17 protein-coding genes are annotated in these 17,903 nt (G+C 55.4%); 12 read left to right on the forward strand and 5 right to left on the reverse strand.

What is annotated here, in order from left to right; genetic code table 11:
* The coding region (locus ACI77D_RS16610) for a response regulator (RefSeq protein ID WP_407017072.1) at window positions 1–182 on the reverse strand (182 nt) is incomplete at its 3' end.
* Between the two features lie 338 nt (window positions 183–520).
* On the opposite strand from ACI77D_RS16610, the gene ACI77D_RS16615 reads away from it, so the two are divergent.
* The 9 genes from ACI77D_RS16615 to ACI77D_RS16655 all read left to right on the forward strand — a co-directional run bounded on the left by ACI77D_RS16615 (window position 521) and on the right by ACI77D_RS16655 (window position 12,539).
* The gene (locus ACI77D_RS16615) at window positions 521–1,729 is read left to right on the forward strand and encodes an EAL domain-containing protein (RefSeq protein ID WP_221295700.1); all 1,209 of its coding nucleotides are present in this window, start codon (window positions 521–523) and stop codon (window positions 1,727–1,729) included.
* Between the two features lie 117 nt (window positions 1,730–1,846).
* Window positions 1,847–5,539 (forward strand): transporter substrate-binding domain-containing protein, encoded by a 3,693-nt coding sequence (locus ACI77D_RS16620; protein WP_407017073.1) that lies wholly within the window; start codon window positions 1,847–1,849, stop codon window positions 5,537–5,539.
* Window positions 5,540–5,883: 344 nt separating this feature from the next.
* Window positions 5,884–6,423, forward strand: coding sequence for a fimbrial protein (locus ACI77D_RS16625; protein WP_169998335.1), 540 nt, complete (start codon window positions 5,884–5,886; stop codon window positions 6,421–6,423).
* A 319-nt stretch (window positions 6,424–6,742) separates the two neighbouring features.
* Window positions 6,743–9,151: a fimbria/pilus outer membrane usher protein gene (locus ACI77D_RS16630; protein WP_407017074.1), complete on the forward strand. Its 2,409-nt coding sequence runs from the start codon at window positions 6,743–6,745 to the stop codon at window positions 9,149–9,151.
* 13 nt (window positions 9,152–9,164) lie between these two features.
* Window positions 9,165–9,902: a molecular chaperone gene (locus ACI77D_RS16635; RefSeq protein ID WP_221295697.1), complete on the forward strand. Its 738-nt coding sequence runs from the start codon at window positions 9,165–9,167 to the stop codon at window positions 9,900–9,902.
* A gap of 75 nt (window positions 9,903–9,977) precedes the next feature.
* Window positions 9,978–10,490 (forward strand): fimbrial protein, encoded by a 513-nt coding sequence (locus ACI77D_RS16640; protein WP_407017075.1) that lies wholly within the window; start codon window positions 9,978–9,980, stop codon window positions 10,488–10,490.
* Window positions 10,487–10,987: a fimbrial protein gene (locus tag ACI77D_RS16645; protein WP_407017076.1), complete on the forward strand. Its 501-nt coding sequence runs from the start codon at window positions 10,487–10,489 to the stop codon at window positions 10,985–10,987. Before ACI77D_RS16640 ends, ACI77D_RS16645 begins: the two co-directional genes overlap by 4 nt.
* 58 nt (window positions 10,988–11,045) lie before the next feature.
* Entirely contained in the window at window positions 11,046–11,576 is a 531-nt protein-coding gene (locus ACI77D_RS16650; protein ID WP_407017077.1) for a hypothetical protein, read from the forward strand.
* Window positions 11,577–11,729: 153 nt separating this feature from the next.
* The gene (locus tag ACI77D_RS16655) at window positions 11,730–12,539 is read left to right on the forward strand and encodes a hypothetical protein (protein ID WP_407017078.1); all 810 of its coding nucleotides are present in this window, start codon (window positions 11,730–11,732) and stop codon (window positions 12,537–12,539) included.
* A gap of 91 nt (window positions 12,540–12,630) precedes the next feature.
* Here the strand turns inward: ACI77D_RS16655 and ACI77D_RS16660 are convergent, their stop codons facing one another.
* The 3 genes from ACI77D_RS16660 to ACI77D_RS16670 all read right to left on the reverse strand — a co-directional run bounded on the left by ACI77D_RS16660 (window position 12,631) and on the right by ACI77D_RS16670 (window position 15,178).
* Window positions 12,631–13,011: a hypothetical protein gene (locus tag ACI77D_RS16660; RefSeq protein WP_407017079.1), complete on the reverse strand. Its 381-nt coding sequence runs from the start codon at window positions 13,009–13,011 to the stop codon at window positions 12,631–12,633.
* A gap of 378 nt (window positions 13,012–13,389) precedes the next feature.
* A complete protein-coding gene (locus tag ACI77D_RS16665; protein ID WP_064454255.1) occupies window positions 13,390–14,478 on the reverse strand; it encodes an endonuclease/exonuclease/phosphatase family protein in 1,089 nt (362 codons plus the stop codon).
* A 40-nt stretch (window positions 14,479–14,518) separates the two neighbouring features.
* Complete coding sequence (locus tag ACI77D_RS16670; protein ID WP_064455015.1) at window positions 14,519–15,178, reverse strand: YciC family protein; 660 nt, start codon at window positions 15,176–15,178, stop codon at window positions 14,519–14,521.
* Window positions 15,179–15,358: 180 nt separating this feature from the next.
* Here ACI77D_RS16670 and ACI77D_RS16675 point away from each other — a divergent pair, with 180 nt between their 5' ends.
* The 3 genes from ACI77D_RS16675 (at window position 15,359) to ACI77D_RS16685 (ending at window position 17,391) form a co-directional block, all read left to right on the forward strand.
* Complete coding sequence (locus ACI77D_RS16675; RefSeq protein ID WP_407017080.1) at window positions 15,359–16,132, forward strand: DUF2076 domain-containing protein; 774 nt, start codon at window positions 15,359–15,361, stop codon at window positions 16,130–16,132.
* A gap of 128 nt (window positions 16,133–16,260) precedes the next feature.
* The gene (locus tag ACI77D_RS16680) at window positions 16,261–16,737 is read left to right on the forward strand and encodes an NYN domain-containing protein (RefSeq protein WP_053258147.1); all 477 of its coding nucleotides are present in this window, start codon (window positions 16,261–16,263) and stop codon (window positions 16,735–16,737) included.
* Window positions 16,738–16,779: 42 nt separating this feature from the next.
* The gene (locus ACI77D_RS16685; RefSeq protein WP_064454253.1) at window positions 16,780–17,391 is read left to right on the forward strand and encodes a PolC-type DNA polymerase III; all 612 of its coding nucleotides are present in this window, start codon (window positions 16,780–16,782) and stop codon (window positions 17,389–17,391) included.
* A 139-nt stretch (window positions 17,392–17,530) separates the two neighbouring features.
* Here the strand turns inward: ACI77D_RS16685 and ACI77D_RS16690 are convergent, their stop codons facing one another.
* Window positions 17,531–17,839, reverse strand: a complete 309-nt coding sequence (locus tag ACI77D_RS16690) for a DUF6124 family protein (RefSeq protein WP_407017081.1) — start codon at window positions 17,837–17,839, stop codon at window positions 17,531–17,533.
* Window positions 17,840–17,903: the final 64 nt, after the last annotated feature.

A 17,903-nucleotide genomic window follows, 5' to 3' on the forward strand; every position in this document is an offset into this window, starting at 1 on the left:
ACATCCTGTTTTGGCATCCCGATATCGAGAATGACGATGCGCGGCTGTAGAGTCTTGATAAGGCTCACCGCATCCACACCGTTATCGGCATCACCCACAATGTGCATGTCATGCTTTTCAAGTGCGATCCGCAGGGCGGCGCGTATAACTGGATGATCATCTACAATTAATACTTTTTTCATTTTTCACATCGTCCAAGTTTTTCACTCTTAAAAAGCTGACAGGATCATCCTGGCATCAGATCCGCTAGAAAGTTATGTGTCGCACCTCAATAATGTCGACCTCAAAGCCTAGTTGGGCCGCATCAAATTGTGAAAGCCGATGAATGGTAAAGTAACCAATCCTATCTCTCTAGGAAAATTTATCACGATTTTTAGTAAGTGCGAGTGCTTTTGTAGGGCCTGAGTTTTTTCCTCAGTCGCGTAGGAATGGTCTGACAACTCAGGAGGACGCGGACGAACGATTTTGTAGGAAAATTCGGTGATTATTGCGCTTGTTATCTATTTCTAGATGGTTTGCCATGCCCGAACTCAGCGTACTGGTACTTGAAGACCAGCCTTTTCAAAGGTTGGTCGCCGTATCTGCCTTAAAGAAGGCGGGAGTCGCGCACGTGTGTGAGGCGTCAGACGGAAATGAAGCGCTCGCAGCACTAAAAGCCATCGGCGGCGTAGACATTGCGATATGTGACCTGCGCATGCGTGGTATGGACGGCCTGACCTTCTTGCACCATGCGAGTCAACTCGGCCTGTTACGCTCAGTGATTCTTAGCAGCGACCTCGATCCGGTCCTGCGTCAGGCAACGGTTTCGATGGTCCACTCGCTTGGGCTGGTGTTTCTTGGGGACTTGGGAAAGCCATTCAATCTCGGCCGGGCTAAGGTGCTGTTGCAACGTTACCGTCGACCTCAACTCACCCAATCTACGCATGGCGAGGACACTGTAGCGATTTGCGCCTCGGATATTCAACGAGGCCTCAACAATGGCGAGTTCGAGGCCTACTATCAACCCAAAGTGAGTCTGGCCACAGGTCAGTTAAATGGGGCGGAGGTGCTGGCTCGCTGGAACCACCCGCAACTGGGGATACTGTCGCCTATTCGCTTTCTGCCCGTCATGGAAGCTAACGATCTTGTGGAGCAGTTGTTTACCTCGTTGTTCAGCCAAGGCATCGCGTTGCAAAAGCTGTTAGCGCAGCGACGACAGCCTATTGAGTTGGCCTTCAACCTGCACGTATCACAACTGGCCTCCTTGGAACTGCTGGAACATATCAGCCAAGCGCTGGAGCAGTCTCAATTACCCGCCAGTGGGTTGATGTTTGAAGTCACCGAGACAGGATTGGTGCTGGCGCCGGCCAGTAGCCTGGAAACGCTAGTCAGGCTAAGACTACTCGGATGCGGGTTGGCGATGGATGACTTCGGCGCCGGTTATTCCTCGCTTGAGCGGCTCTGCGAGTTCCCTTTCAGTCAGATAAAACTGGATGCCTCGTTCGTACGGAAACTGGACTTCCAACCCCGTAGCCGAGCGATTATCAGCAGCACGGTGACCCTCTCCGAATCCCTTGGACTGTCGCTGGTGATCGAGGGCGTGGAAACTCAAGAGCAGTCCAAGCAGCTACTGGAGCTTGGGTGCACGTTGGCTCAAGGCTTTTTGTTCGCACGGCCAATGCCCGGCAAGCACTTCATTTCCTACTGCCAGGACCAAAGTGCAAACTATGCAACGCCGGATGCAACTTAGTGATTAGACAATAGGCACCGTAGTGGCTGCCCGCCACCGTGCTTATCGGTTTTTACATTTTTCTACTGCATGAACTAGCGTTCAAACAGTACCTTTCGTTTCACGCAGGTAACCCGATTGAAAAACTTTCATATATCCACGCGGGTAACGAACGGCATGCTCGCCTTTTGTCTCATAGTGATGAGTTTTTTAGCGGCTGCCGAAGGCCCCGCGGTCAGCCCGCTCAATCTCGGCAGTCGGCTAAGCCAAGAGTCTACGGACATCGTGCTGGATGAAGACGACTGGCATTGGCTGAGACAAAAGCACCGTCTGGTGCTGGGTGTGTCTGCGTCAAGCTTTCCCCCACTGGACACCATCTTTAACGGTCAAGACTATGAGGGCATCAGTGCTGACATTGTCTCGTTGATCGCTCAGTTGTTGAACGTTGAGGTCCAGGTCGTTGCCCTACCTGACAGAGCGAGTGCCTTAGCCGCCCTGGAGTCCGGGCAAGTCGATCTGCTGTCCAGCTCCAACAGCTTTGAGCTCAACAATCCTTCGGTGGTGTTGAGCCAGCCCTACGTAAAGGATCGGCCGGCGCTGTTCAGGCGCCAAGGTGATTCCCGCACTTTTGACGATGACTTGAGCGGGCTGACGATTGCCACACCTGCGGACTATTTGCCGTTGGCTGAGCTACAAGCGCGCTTCCCCGCGGCGAAACTTGTTCCAATGAAGTCACACATGGAAGCCATGGCCTCCTTGGCATTTGGGCCCGCCGATCTCTACCTGGGCGATCACCTATCGGCGTTCAGCATGATCAACCGGGATTTTTTCAACGATATAAGACTTGAGCGTTTTCTGGATATCAATTCCGGCGGATTCGCTTTTGCTATGCACCAGGGAAACCCGCGCCTGGAGCATATTATCAATACGGTCATCGACTCCCTGGGTGAGGAGCGATTGATGACGATCGTCAAACGTTGGAGCGGCGGGGACGTTGCGCTGACGGATCGAAAATTGCTGCTGACGCCTCAGGAGCGTCGTTGGATTCAGCGCCATCCGGTGGTGCGTCTAGTGATCAATGACGACCTTGCACCTATTGCCTATTACAACACCGACGGTAATTTCAACGGTGTCGTCGCCGATCTGCTGAGTATGATTTCCCTGCGCAGCGGGCTGCAGTTCGAGGTGCTACGTAAGGGCAGTTTTCCAAGCATCATGGAGGCCATACGAACCAACGAAGCCGACTTGGCGATTTTGACCGCAAGTACCGACCGCGAAGCCTTTCTGCGCTTCAGTCGTCCGTTTGGCTCCACCTCTTTTGCACTGGTGACCAACGTCAGTTCCAGCCACGACATTACCGATCTGGACAGCCTACAAGGCAAGCGTCTGGCCGTCGCCGAAGGCCACGTGGTGTTCGACAAGATCAAAACCGACTTTCCACAAATCCGCATGGTGACGGCCTCTACCACTCTCGATGCCATGAGCATGGTCAACACGCACAAGGCCGATGCCGCCATCGTCTCTTTGAGTGTCGCCCGCTACTACGTGGCCCGGCTCTACGACCAGAAGCTAAAAGTGGCCAACATCATTGATAACGGCCAAGCCACCGGCAACTTTGCCATGCGCCGCAGTGATACCGAACTGCAGTCGATTCTAGACAAAGCCTTACTGAGCATTCCGCCTGAAGAACTGAACGCCGTTTCCAATCGTTGGCGTGCCAATGCTTCGATGAGCGGGCAGACCTGGCACGACTATCGAGGGGTGATCGCCAGCATTGTGGGCGCAGCGTTGCTTATATTACTGACGGCCTTGGGCTGGATCTTTTACTTGCGCCGGCAGATCAGAAAACGCGTCGCGGCGGAGCAGGCGCTGGTCGACCATCTGGCGCTGATGCAGGCACTGAGCAACGGCATGCCGCATCCCGTTTATATGCGCGACCGCGACGGCCGAATGCTGTCCTGCAATGACAGTTATCTGGAAGTAGTGGGGCTGACCCGGTCACAGGTTCTGGGCAAAACGGTTGAGCAAATCATCGACAGTAATTGCCCGCTGCTCCCCGATTTTCACAACAGTTATTTGAAGGCCATGGACGAAGACCGGGCGGTAACTCAGTCGTGCGCGCTGACACTGAATGCAAAGTCGCTGTGGATCGACTATTGGATTCAGCCGTTTCATGATGCCGCAGGCAACGTCATCGGTGTCATTTGTGGCTGGCTGGATGTGACAGAGCATCGTCAACTGGTCGATGAATTGGAGAAATCCAAGAACATTGCCGATGAAGCGAGCCGCACCAAAACCACGTTTCTCGCGTCCATGAGCCATGAAATTCGTACGCCGATGAACGCTGTGATCGGCATCCTTGAACTGGTGCTTAAGCGTGGCGAGCGAGGCACCTTCGATCAAGCCGGTATCGAGATTGCCTATTCATCAGCCAAAAGCTTGCTGGGCCTGATCGGTGACATTCTCGACATCGCGCGTATCGAGTCTGGGCGCCTGAGCTTGGCGCCCAAACGCTCCAACTTGCGTGAATTAATGGAGTCAGTGGTAAAGGTCTTTGAGGGGCTGTCACTGCAAAAAGGCCTCGATCTGAAGCTGGATATCGACTCGAGTATCAACTGCGATGTGTTGCTCGATCCGCAGCGCTTCAAGCAGGTGCTCTCCAACCTGCTGAGCAATGCGATCAAATTTACCGACGAAGGGAGTGTCAAGGTACAAATCCGCGGCGAGGCCATGGAGTCGGGTCGCTTGAGCGTACAGTTGCTGATCGAAGACTCCGGCATCGGCATCTCCGATGACGATCAGCAAAAGCTCTTCCAACCCTTCAGCCAGACGATAGAAGGCGTAGGCAAAGGTCAAGAAGGCGCGGGTTTGGGGCTGCTGATCAGCCGCTCGTTGTGTGAACTCATGGGTGGCAGGCTCACGATGAACAGTGCACGGGGGCAGGGCACTCAGGTGCAGGTGGAACTGCTGCTCAATACGTTGGAATCGGTTGAAGTGCATCAGCTGGATGGCGTGAGAAACCTGCCGGAAATCGTCCAGACCTGGAAGGTGCTGGTGGTCGATGATCACGCGATCAACCGGGAGATTCTGCGCCAGCAAATGAGCTTTCTGGGGCATGAGGTCGTAGAGGCTGAAAACGGTTCGGTTGCGCTGGAAAAGTGGCTCAAAGGTGGACTCGACATCGTACTCACCGACTGCCATATGCCATTGATGAGCGGCCCGGAACTCGCCAAAGCCATCCGTCAGGAGGAACGCGAGCAACAACGTCAGGCCTGCGTCATCGTTGGGCTGACGGCTGATGCACAACCCGAAGAGATAGAACGCAGTATCCAGGCGGGCATGAACGATTGTTTGATCAAGCCCGTGGGGCTTGATGTACTCGCCGAGCGCATCAGCGCTATCCATCACCTGGTCCGGCAGAATCTGGGTTACAAACCCGTGATTAATACCGAGCCCCTTCAGCACTTTGACCAGGGTGTGCTCTACGACCTCGCGCCGCTTGAGGAACTGACCGGAAGCGACACGGCCTTGATGAACCATCTGATCGACGAATTGATGGTGAGTAATCGCAAAGACCTGGAGGACCTGATCCAGCTGGTGGAAGATCAGAACACCAGTGAGTTGTTCGAACTGGGCCACCGAATCAAAGGCGCAGCGCGCGTGGTAACCGCCAACCGCCTGATTACCTGTTGCGAACGCTTGGAGCAGGTCTGTAGCCAGCAACAAGTGCCCTACTCAACCTTGATGGACGCGGGCGACGCCGTTGAGCAAGCCATCTTTGAGCTGGAGCAAGCCCTCGCAAGCCTTCGCTCGGAACCTCCCCGTCTATAGCGGTGATCCTTCACCGCCGCCTCTTCACGCCATACGTATAGGGCAGGGCACGCCATTACTGCGATTCTTTGGCGGTGCTGTCGGACAGCCCTGCCTGTGCCAGCGAGAAACTCGAGCGGTTCCTCCGGGCGAGGCGCACTTCAATCCTGGCTATCAGGCGATTTTCAAAGGGTATCAGATGCAGCCTACAGTTCTGTAGGACTGGTCCTAAATGGACGCAGGAACGAGCCTCTTAGAACGCACCCTTGAAGTCCTTAATATACCAACGGCTGCGACAGCAAGCTTTCGAAGTAAGGTATTTAGCGTCGCATACACCCCCTCACTTGAACCCTAAGGATGACAAGATGAAGTTTCACAAGGCTCCCCTGGCAATTTTCACTGCGCTCATTGTTAGCAGTGCAACTGTTTATGCTGCACCTGCGCCTTCTGCCGGCAGCGGTAAAGTTCACTTTGAAGGTTCGATCATTGATGCGCCTTGCTCGCTGGACTCTAAAAGCGTAGACCAGACCGTCATCATGGACCAAGTTTCCAACAAGGCGTTGGCTGACAACGGTACCTCTGAAGTTAAAAACTTTAATATCGAACTGCGCCAGTGTGATATCAGCACACTGAAGAAAGTTAAAGTCACCTTCGGTGGTGATGCCGACGCGAACGATAGCAGCCTTCTGGGTATTGCAGGTTCGGCCAAAGGCGCTGGCATTGTGCTGACCAACGGTTCTGGCGTACAGGTAAAGCTGGGTGAGGCTTCCACCGCCCGTACACTGCTGCAAGGCGACAACACCCTGGTTTTCGGCGCTTACCTGAAAGGCACCACCGCTAAAGACGAAGCGGTCACCCCAGGTTCGTTCAATGCGACTGCTAACTTCATGTTGGCCTACGAATAAGCGTTAACCGTGTCTTGACACGCTGTTTCGTTATATCTCCGTTTGTGCGTCGGGGCTCTTGAGTCTCGGCGCTTTAAACGTCTAGTTTCAGTCTTGGCCGAGTATTGCGCTCGGGGCCAGGCAAAGAATATCAATATTTATATCCGGTTATGTCCAAGTCATAAGACTGCCTGCGTTACCAGACACAGACGTGAGTCACTGAAGTACCCATCTGCCTTCTAGCGTATCTAGAGCATTCAGAAACTAAATATAGTTCAGTGTTTGAAAACCTATGACCCCTGGGAAGAAAACTCTATCGACCGTGTTATTGGTGAGCTCGTTGAACTACTCACAGGCCTCTCAGGCCGTCGAATTTAACCTCGACGTCATGGACATCTCCGATCGCAGCGGCATTGACCTGAGCCGGTTCAAATCGGCCAACTATGTCACGCCCGGTCAGTACCTGATGAGTCTGAAAGTAAACGATAGAGCCTTGCCCGAAGGGAGCTTGCATTTCTACCCCGTCGACGAGAGCGAAACCACCACGCGGGCCTGCCTGCCGATGGAGATGGTGGCCAACTTTGGCTTAAAGCCCGAGGCGCTGCAGCAACTCGGTACCTGGGGGCCGGCACAGGCGTGCGCGGACGTAGAAAGTCTTGCCGGCGTGCGTCTTAGGCCCGATATGAGCAAAGGTGTTCTGTACGTTGTTGTGCCCCAAGCCTGGCTGGAATATCGCGACCCCAACTGGACGCCCATCAGTGAGTGGGACCAAGGCGTTGCCGGGTTCATGCTGGATTACAACCTTAACGGCTCGACTAGCCAATACTCGGACATGGGCAAATCCACGCAAATCGGCACCAACGGAACCCTGGGTTTTAACGCTGGCCCATGGCGCCTGCGTGGCGACTTCCAAGGCCGTCGCTACCAAAGCCAGACCTATAGTGGCCAGAACTTTTCCTGGAGCAGCCTCTACGCCTATCGCCCGTTACCGACAATGGGCGCCAAGTTGACGTTGGGTGAAATCAACCTGAACTCCAAGCTGTTCGATGGCTTCCGCTACCAGGGCGTCAACCTAGTCAGCGACGACCAAATGCTGCCGCCAAGCCTGCGCGGGTATGCACCTGAAGTCGTGGGTGTCGCTCAGGGTAATGCCCGGGTGACGGTACGCCAAGGTGAGCGCGTGCTCTATGAAACAGCGGTGCCGCCCGGCCCTTTTCGCATCCGTGACATCAACAGCGCGGTGAGCGGCAAGCTGGATATTGAAATCACCGAGGATGACGGCAGCACCCAGAACTACCAGATGGAAACAGCCAACGTGCCCTACCTGAGCCGGCCGGGCTACGTGCGTTACAACGTGACTGCCGGTCGCCCCAGCAGTTGGGACCGAGAGCAAACAGGGCCAACCTTTGCCACGGGCGAAATGTCTTTGGGCCTAAACAGCGATTGGTCGCTGTTTGGCGGCGGCCTGCTGACCGACGGCTATAGCGCGGTCGCGGGCGGCATCGGACACAACCTTGGCCAGTTCGGCGTGGTGTCGGTGGACGTCACCCAGACGCGCGCCGTTGTGCCCGAGCAAGGGCGGCTCACGGGGCACTCGTGGCGTTTGAACTACGCCAAGCGCTTCGACGAATACGACAGCGAAATCACCTTCGCCGGGTACCGGTTCTCTGAACGAAACTTCATGACGATGGATGAGTTTGTCAACGCCCGCAATCACGACGTCTACGGTCGAAACAGCAAGACGGCCTACACCATACTGGCCAATAAAAACTTTACCGACCTGGGCTTTAGCACCTTCCTGTCCTATACCCACGAAGACTATTGGGACAACAGCGCTACCGACTACCTGAGTGCGAATGCCAGCCGCTACTTTAACGTCGGGGCATTCAAAGGTGTCTCCGTGACCTTGTCCCTGAGCCAGACACGCAATACCCAATCAACCAGTAACAGCGTGTCCCTGTCTGTGTCTGTGCCTTTCGGTGCCAGCCAGAGAGTGGGCTACGACACCTATCTGAACAAAGGCGACTTGCGTCAATCCGCCAGCTACTCCAAGTACAACAACGAAAATAACTACCAGGTCAGGGCCAGTAGCGGTGCCGAAGGCCAAGGCATGCAGGGGTATTACAGCCAGAGAACCGCCCATGGCGACTACAACTTGAACGGCAGCTATCAATCGGATGGCAGCCAGAGCGTAGGGTTTGGCATGCAGGGCGGCGCGACGGTAACCGCTGCCGGCGGCGCCCTGCATCCTCCGACCTTCAATGGCGGTACACGCATCATGCTCGACACCAATGGCGTCGAGGGCGTGCCCCTGCGAAACGGCCAAGTTCGCACCAACGCAATGGGTGTGGCAGTAGTACCTGCCCACACCAGCTACTCGCGCACCGACGTGAGCATTGACGTGAACAAGTTGGCCGATGACATGGAAGCCAGCAAATCGGTGACCGAAGCGACCCTGACCGAAGGCGCCATCGGCTATCGTCGACTGACCGTCATTCAAGGGTCCAAGGCCCTGGTCACCTTAACGCTGCCGGATGGCTCATACCCACCGTTTGGCGCCAGCCTGCAGGATGCCTCAGGACGCGAAGTGGCCATCATTGCTGACAGCGGTTTTGCCTACCTAACCGGAATCACGGCCGAGTCCAAGTTCCAGGTGAAGTGGGGCGCGAACAACAGCTGCGACGTCATCCTGCCGACGAACGTGCAGTCAGAGCAGCGCCACACGTTGCGCTGCCAGCCTCAATATTAATACGAGTAACCTAATGAACATCAAAACCCCACACCTTAAGGCCCTTGCGGCTGTTGTTTGTATCGCGCTGCCGGGTCTTGCTCCACACGCTGCGATATCCCTGGACCGCACCCGGATTATTTTCGATGGCGACAAGAAATCGGTCAGTCTGAATATTCGCAACGACAACAAAGAAATGCCCTACCTGGCTCAGTCCTGGATCGAGAACGAGCAACAGCAAAAAGTCACCGCACCGATCATTGTGCTACCGCCCTTGCAGCGAGTAGAGCCCGATACGGGCGGGCAGGTGAAGTTGCTGAAAACGCCGGAAGCCGAGCAACTGCCCAAAGACCGCGAGTCGCTGTTTTACTTCAACCTTCGGGAAGTGCCGCCGCGTACCGAAACGTCGAATACCATGCAAATCGCTTTGCAGACCAAGATAAAACTCTTCTACCGACCGCAGGAAATCACGCCCGGCAGAAATATTGTCTGGCAGGAGCGCTTGATCGTTAGCAAGGCGTCGGGTGATTTTCAGGTGGAAAACCCGACCCCTTATTACGTGACCATCATTGATCTGCAGGATGCGTCGGACAAAAAAAGCGAAAGCAATTTTGAGCCGGTGATGCTCGCGCCCTTCTCATCGAGCACCCTGGAGCCTGAGGCACGTAACATCAAACACCCGGTAATCGGCTATATCAACGATTACGGCGGTTATCAAAAGCTGAACTACACCTGCGAACAAACGCTGTGCTCGTTTAAGCCTACGAAGTAGTCCTTCGCGGCCTCTTTGTGTGTAAAAAACCACAATCATGCCCTTTTATTTATCCGTAGAGCGCAGGCTTTTGCCATGAAAAAAACGCTTATCAACATTAGTGCTGCAAGCGCTCTATTATTAGCGGCGCACTCAGTATGCGCCGACGATATACGTATAAATTTCTCTGGCAAATTGATTGTCCCACCTTGCGACTTGAGCATCGACAGCCCGGAGCAGACCGTCCAGATGGGGACCTTCGATAAGCGCGAATTAATCAGCACAGGCAAAAGCCGCGCGACGCCCTTTCATATTACCGTTAACACCTGCGAGACGGCCTCCGCACTCAGCATCAGTTTCAGCGGCCAGCCAGAGCCGCTGCTGGCCGGTGCGTTGGCAATCAATGGCGCGGCGTCTGGCGTGGTAATCGTCCTTGAACAGGCAGACAGCACGCTTATCGCCATAAACACCGACACACTGACGTATCCCCTGAGCGGTACAACGCAGGAGCGCTTGTCTTTCAATGCCTACCTGCTAAGACTCAACGGCAAGGGTATTGTCAGTGGCAACTTTACTGCACTGGTCAACGTGACGGCAGCATACCCATGATCAAAAAAAACCATACTAACTGGCTAGTCGCTTTTGGGGCTTTGTTAATAGGTGTGATATCAAATGGCTGCCTGGCGGGAACGGATACAGTCACTGTGACAATCTCCGGAAGTGTAAATCAGCCAACCTGCAAGTTTAACCAGGGCAAATCTCTGGATGTAAAATTTAATGAGGTTGATGTTACGAAGATTTCCACGAGGCAATATCGGATACCTATTGGCCTTAAAGTGTCTTGCGGCGGGCAAGATGCCTATATTCATTTGAGTATGGCAGCCCCATTAGGTTGGGCAGGAAACCTAATTAATACGAGTGTTGAAGGTTTGGGTATCGAAATTTTCGTACCAAGAGTGAATAGTCCCTGGACGCCAGGCACCTCACATGTTTCAAGGACTCAAGATGATAATAGTATTGTTGCCACCTTGGTTGCGCGGCCGGGGGCAAAGCTAAAGGGGGGGGAATTCACGAGCAGTATAACTATCTCGGTTAAATATTTTTAGGTGTAAATAAGTCGGGTTTAATAACGGTTCGAGCAACTTTTTAGGCTGAATGTATTTTATGAGATTTTTTCATAGCTTTTACGACGGAAGCTTCGGCTTCTCAATATATATTAAGACCAGTATTAGCTCAATTGGTAGCATAGTCCTTTTTTTTTGTTATCGCCCCCTAAAAAATGCTCCCGGTGAAGCAATTTGGTGTCTAAAAGCGGGCAGTCAAACCGGAGGGATTATTATTGATCGGCCCCAGCAGAAACCTCTGAGCTGTAATCTTCACGGTAATCTTCAGATTCGCCACTATGAACTCACTTCCGAAAGAGTAAACAATGACCGCGCCTTCGCCACCGCATTCGTGAACTGTAATCGCAGCGCTAAAGTGACGCTTGCCATTGATAAAAGCATAAAACTAAATGGTGTAGAAGGACTTTATTCGCAGCTGCACATCGGCTATGCGTCCGCTGGCGAACCCTATACGGTTACAATTAACGCCAGCGACACAGCAATACGGGTGAACTCCATGCTAAACACTCAAGGTACACTGACTTCCGGTGCTTTCAGCGGCAGTACCCGACTGGTGATGACGTTTCCTTGATAAATGCTATTTGGTTTTGATTGCTACCCCAAAAAGTAAAGCTTAGAGGTGGCGTTTTTTAAGCAATATGACTGCATTAGCCACTTGTGTTCAGAGATCACCTCCCGAATATCCTGGTCGGCAAATGATTATGTATATTATGGGAGGTTGTTGATGAGGCTTTATGTTGGTTTTTTAATTTTGCTTTTTGCGATGCCAACGTTTGCGACGTTGTATTTAACTCAAGACGCGACGGGCTATATGACGTTGAAGGGAGAGATGCCAGCGTCAGAGTCGGATATGTTTAAAAAGAGCTATTCCAGTTCGCCGCTTAATGCCTTTCCTGCACACGAGCTGCCAGGGATGCGTTATTTTATTTTTTTTGGAAACGGCGAAAGTCATAGCGTGGGTCCTCCCGGGCAGATTTCTGGCTGGACACCGAGCACGCACAGTCCGCTTACGCACTATGCGAAACAACAATTAGGCTCTCAAGGGTTGCCGGTATTCAGCACGACCGATATTGGCGCTATTGGTCCCGTGGTTGTTTATTTTTGTTCTTTCCCCTTGGCGGGGAGTACCTGGGACGGTTGGTGTATGAAAACCGGCACTCAAAGCGGAGGGGTTGTTGTGGGGGGGGGAGCGCAGAAGCAAGTCACTTGCAGTCTTAACGGTGACCTTCAGCTTCGCCATTATGAACTTACACCTGAGAGAGCTAACACTGACCTCGCCTACGGCACCGTGTTCGTGAACTGTAATCGCAGCGCTAAAGTAACGATTACCCTTGATAAAAGCATAAAGCTAAACGGGGTAGAAGGGCTTTATTCGCAGCTGCACGTCGGCTATGCGGCCCCGGGCAAACCCTATACGCTGACCGTGGGGGCCGGCTATACACCGATACGCTTGAACTCCACGCTAAAATCGCAAGGTACAGTGACCTCCGGTGCTTTCAGCGGCAGTGCGAGGCTGGTGATGACGTTTCCCTGATCAAAACGAAGGGTTGGGGAATAGAATAAGTTGAGTAGGGTCAAGCGTGACGTATTAAAGAAACACTCGAAGATCGACTAAAAGGTTAGCGTCAAACGCCGCGAGTTAAAGGGTATGCCTGTAATGTCTCAGACGGGCGTGATTGTGTTACCCAGGCAGTCCGATGACGGTTTTTAGTTTCAGGGGTTGGTTTTCCACGGCGACCGAACCATTTTAATGCGGCATCTCCCATCATCTGGCATCCCTCTAGAGAAACTGGAAAGTTTTCAGCCAGCCACACCATAGGCACATAGACATGGTCAGCGCGGATCCGCACAGGCACCTGATCCCTTAGCGTGGAGATAGAGACTGTTTTTTCTGCACCGCCAATGGCGGCTGGAACAAAGACGCTTCCATCTGCTGATATGCCTACTGTTCTTTTCCACTGCGGTAACGTATTGAGGCTTTTATAGTTCACAACCAGCCAGCGCATCTTTCTCTCCTCGCCGTTCAATTCACGCCATGGCTGTTAGTGTCTCTTATTTAACTTAGGGCTTTAAATAGGACGTTTCTCCAAGGGGTGTCGACATTTCCTACAGCTATATCGGCGTTGATCGCTCCTTATCCGAAGTCCATGTGAAAAAAAGCTTTTTAGAAGGAATGGCTTTGAGGGTCTGTAGAAAAGGCGCGGCGTCCTTCGGCTAGGCACGGGTTCTCCCTGAACGAGCGTCTTCAATCGTAGGTGATCGGTAAGTGATACCGGCCGCAGGGGCCGTGGGTGGCCGAATCAACTGCCAGGATCAAACCGCGCAAATAGCCACCACCGAGAACGACGGTGGGACCCAGCTTTCCACAGGGTTTGAGGTGTTGGTTATTGCGCAGCCGGCAGCAGGAAGCGGGCAATCACCGGCAAGTGGTTGGAGATGCGCAACGTGTCCGCCTGGCGCACTTTAGCCTCCACCCGCTTGATCCGAGGGCTGTAGAACAGATAATCCAACGTACGATCCGGACCCTCCACGCTCGGATCATTCGGGAAGTTTGTCAGCCATTTCTCACGATCAATCCCACTGGATTCACTGTTACTCGGGATCATCGGGTATTTGTCCCACAGCAAATGCAGCTCACTGTCCGGCGAATACTGGCCGCGCTTAACCGCGTCCAGGCGCAGGAATTGCCCCAATGGCAGCAAGTTGAAGTCCCCGCCGATCAGCCATGGCGTGCCACGGCCTTCGAACTTGTCCAGCAACTTCACCGTGGCTTTCGCTTGTGCTTGCACTGCCGACCGCCCAGGCATGTCGCCATCCAGCCGGGTATTGAGCACCGCCAGTTGGCCGCCATCGCTCAGCGGCAAATAGGTCAGCAACAAGGCCGGTCTGGGTTGGAACTGGCGGCTGATGAAGTTGGCCGGCGACACCGGGAGTTGCAGGCGTTCGGCGTGTTCGATCTGGTAACGGCTCAGGGTCACCAGTTTGCGGCCGACGCTGCCGAAGATATGCAGGTTGGGCACAAAATCGGCTTTCCAGTCGAAGGCCTGGGCGCTGCACGGGTAGAGGTCGACCAGGCGTTCCTGAAGCAGGGCCACCTGGTCCTGGTAGTGGGACGATTTGGCGCCTTCGTCGAGTTCCTGCAACAGCAGGATGTCGGGTTGTTCGTCGCGGATTACCCGGGCCACTTCGTCCAGGCTCGAGGCCATGTCTTCCACGGTCGGGCGGTCGTCCGGGCCGCTGCCGTCGGCGGTGTCGTACCAGAACACGTAGTTCTTGCCGGCCAGGTATTGTACGTTCCAGGTCATGACCTTGAGCGCTTGCCCGGGCAGCAGGGTCGGCGCACGGGGCGCGACGCAGCTCACGGGCAGGGTTTGCTTGTCGGCGGGGCGCCAGGTCAGGCTGTAGATCAGTGCCGTGAGCAGGCCCGCGATGATCAACAGGCTCAACAGGGTGATGCGCAATAAACGGGTCATTGGCTCGGCTTATAGCGTTTCAGAGGTGGCACGGAGCATATCACCGCGCGTCGGCGTCGCCACCGATCAGCATGAATAAACGGAACAGCACCACGCTGGTAAACAATTGCAGGAAGCTGTGGGCGCTGTCGATCAGCACGCCCAGCAGCGGCGCGGGATGGGGATACGCCGCCACGCTGGCGCCCTTGAGCAGCCACAGCGGCGTCATCACGCACAGCAGGCACACCAGAATTCGCCAGAAATGCCCGCGAGTCAGGCGAAAACTTTCCTTCATCGCCTCCAGCGCCGACAGGCCGCGCAGCACCAGCAGGTACTCGGCAAACGCCAGCACCACCATCAGCCACAGGCCCGGCAGGAAATACAACGACAGGCCCAGCAATATCAGCAGCGTACTGATGGCCGTGAGCAGGGCGAAGCGTGGCCACAGGGTCAGGGCCATGGCCCACACGTCTTTAGTACTCGGCGACTCGCCACGGGTGCGCGCGTCCAGAAACAGGATCAAGGCGCCTGTGTACAGCGGGTACACCAACAACCCCACCACCACGCTGTAGCCGGGGAAGGCATCCGGGCCCAGCGTGTGGTCGAGCACCTGTTGCAGCAGGGCTTCGAGAATCACCAGCGGCAGGCACAGCTGGACGATGGCGCCCAGGTTGCGTTGGGTGAAACGGAAAGAGTCGCGCAATACGTCTAACGGATTCATCAGGTTCATCACAGGCCTAAAAGCAAGGCCAACACTTTAACCGATCATGACGAGAGGTAAGCAAACGTAAACCTTTCGTAAAGACCATTGAAACGTCTAGTAACAGCCCCATAACTGTTACGTAGCTTGCCTGACCCTGGGCAGGCCCATGATTTCTCCCGGCAATCTAACGAGGTCGCCATGAACAGCGAAGAGCAAACCCTGATCGATGGACTGTTTTCACGGTTGCAGCAAGCCGAAACGGACTCAGCCCCCCGCGACGCCCTGGCCGAAGCGCGGATCAAGGAGCACATGACTCGCCAACCGGCCGCCGGGTACTACATGACCCAGTCGATCCTGGTGCAAGAGCACGCGATCAAAAGCCTCGACGCGCAGAACAAGCAACAGGCGCAACAGATCCAGCAATTGCAGGACGAGTTGCAACAAGCCAAATCCCAAGCGGCGCAGCCTGCGCAGAGCAGTGGTGGTTTCCTGTCGAGCATTTTTGGTGGCGGCAGTTCCCGTGACGCCCAGCCTGCGCAAAGCGCCCCGACGTCTTCCGGTGGCGGCTGGCGTGAACCGGCGCGGCCATCATTCGGCCAGCCCGCGCCGCAACAGCAGAACTACGGTGCGCCGCAGCAGAACTACCAACAGCCGCAACAAGCGCCTGCTGCGCCCATTGGCAGTGGCTTCCTCGGTGGCGCGCTGAAAACCGCCGCCGGTGTGGCGGGTGGCGTAATGCTGGCCGAAGGCATCAGCAGCCTGTTCAACCACAACTCGCAACAGCCGCAAGTGGTGGAAGAAATCATCCGCGAAGAGCCGGCGCCTGCCAGCGACAACAGCAACTGGGGCAACGACGACCAGAAGTTTGCCGGCAATGACAACTGGGGCAGTGACAACGCCTCCGACAGCTTCGCTGACAGCGACTACTCCGACGATTCCTCCTCTTTTGGCGACGACGACTCCTTCGTCTGACCCGCACTCAACCGGGGCGCTTCGTCGCCCCGGGCTGATTTTTCGCTGAAACTTTCCCATGGCTGGCATACTGGCGCCTTTGCGGACCTTCGCGTTCGAGGTCCAAGCGGCAGCCATGGGGAAGTGCGGTGAAGAAAATTGCGGTGTTCGCCGATGTACAAAACCTCTATTACACCGTGCGCCAGGCGTATGGCTGCCACTTCAACTACGCCGCCCTGTGGGCTGACATCAGCGCGCGCGGGCAGATCGTCGAGGCGTATGCGTACGCCATCGACCGTGGCGACAGCAAGCAGCAGCAATTCCAGCAGATCCTGCGCAACCTGGGCTTTACGGTAAAACTCAAGCCGTACATCCAGCGCGCCGACGGCTCGGCCAAAGGCGACTGGGACGTGGGCATCACCCTCGACATCATGGACGCCGCCGACCACGTCGACGAAGTGGTGCTAGCCTCCGGCGACGGTGATTTCGACATGCTGCTCGACCGCATCATCCAGAAGCATGGCGTCGAAGCCGTGGCCTACGGCGTGCCGGGCCTGACGGCCAACTCGCTGATACGCGCCGCCAGCCGCTACGTGCCGATCGAAGGCGCGCTGCTGCTCAAATAAGCGCGGCGGCCCACTAAATTGATAGACGGAGTTGGAACAGGTTTGGAACGTATAGCGGTCATCGACTTTGAAACCACCGGCATCACCCCGAGCAGCCACTGCCGGGCTACGGAAATCGCGGTGGTCATCCTTGAGCGCGGCCAGATCGTGGACCGCTACCAGAGCCTGATGAATGCCGGCGTGCGTGTGCCGGGCTTTATCGAACAACTCACCGGCATCAGCAACGCCATGTTGCGCAGCGCGCCTCCGGCCGAGCGGGTGATGAACGAAGTCAACGAGTTCGTCGGCACCACGCCACTGCTGGCGCACAACGCCGCGTTCGACCAGAAGTTCTGGGACTTCGAACTGGGCCTGATCCGCCGCACCCGCCTGCAAAAATTCGCCTGTTCCCTGCTGCTGGCCCGTCGCCTGATGCCGGCGGCGCCGAACCACAAACTCGGCACCCTCAACAGCTACGCCCAACTGCCCCACACCGGCAAGGCTCACCGGGCGATGGCGGATGCGGAGATGGCGGCCAACCTCACGGCGCACCTGGCCGAGCAGTTGCGCGGTACGCATGGGTTGCGCGAACTGTCCCACGACCTGCTGTGCACCTTGCAGAAAGTGCCGGCGGCGAAGATCACTGAACACCTGAAGAAGCATCGCGGGTTCTAAACCGGCCACCCTCCCAAGAACACCAACGTTTCCAATGTGGGAGGGGGCTTGCTCCCGATAGCGGTGTGTCCGCCAATCATCCAGTGGCTGACACACTGTAATCGGGAGCAAGCCCCCTCCCACATGAGTTATGCGGTGTTCATCGAGGCTGCACACACTCCAACGCCCGACCCACCACCTCCTTCGCCATCCCCACCAAATGCATCACCGCCCGCTGCTGCGCATTCATCGCCTCTGCTGAACCGTGCGCCGTCTCCACCGCGCAATGCAGCAAGTCGGCCGCATGGGCGAGGGCGTCTTCGAAGCTCAGGTTGTCATTCAGCAAAAAGTTGGGCGCGTCCGGGGCGGAAGCTTTGAGGTAGTAGTCGATGGCTCGGCGGTTGAGTAGGGCGTCTTCGCTGAGGAAGTTTGTCTGGGTATCAGTTGAAGCGGAGGTTGCTTTGACCATGTTGAATCTCCGGGACTTTTGACGCTCTCCTTCCGCCAATTTCGGCTTGCACTTCCGGTCACCG

The sequence above is a fragment of the Pseudomonas sp. O39 genome (assembly GCF_045447295.1).
Taxonomy (GTDB): Bacteria; Pseudomonadota; Gammaproteobacteria; order Pseudomonadales; family Pseudomonadaceae; genus Aquipseudomonas; species Aquipseudomonas antarctica_A.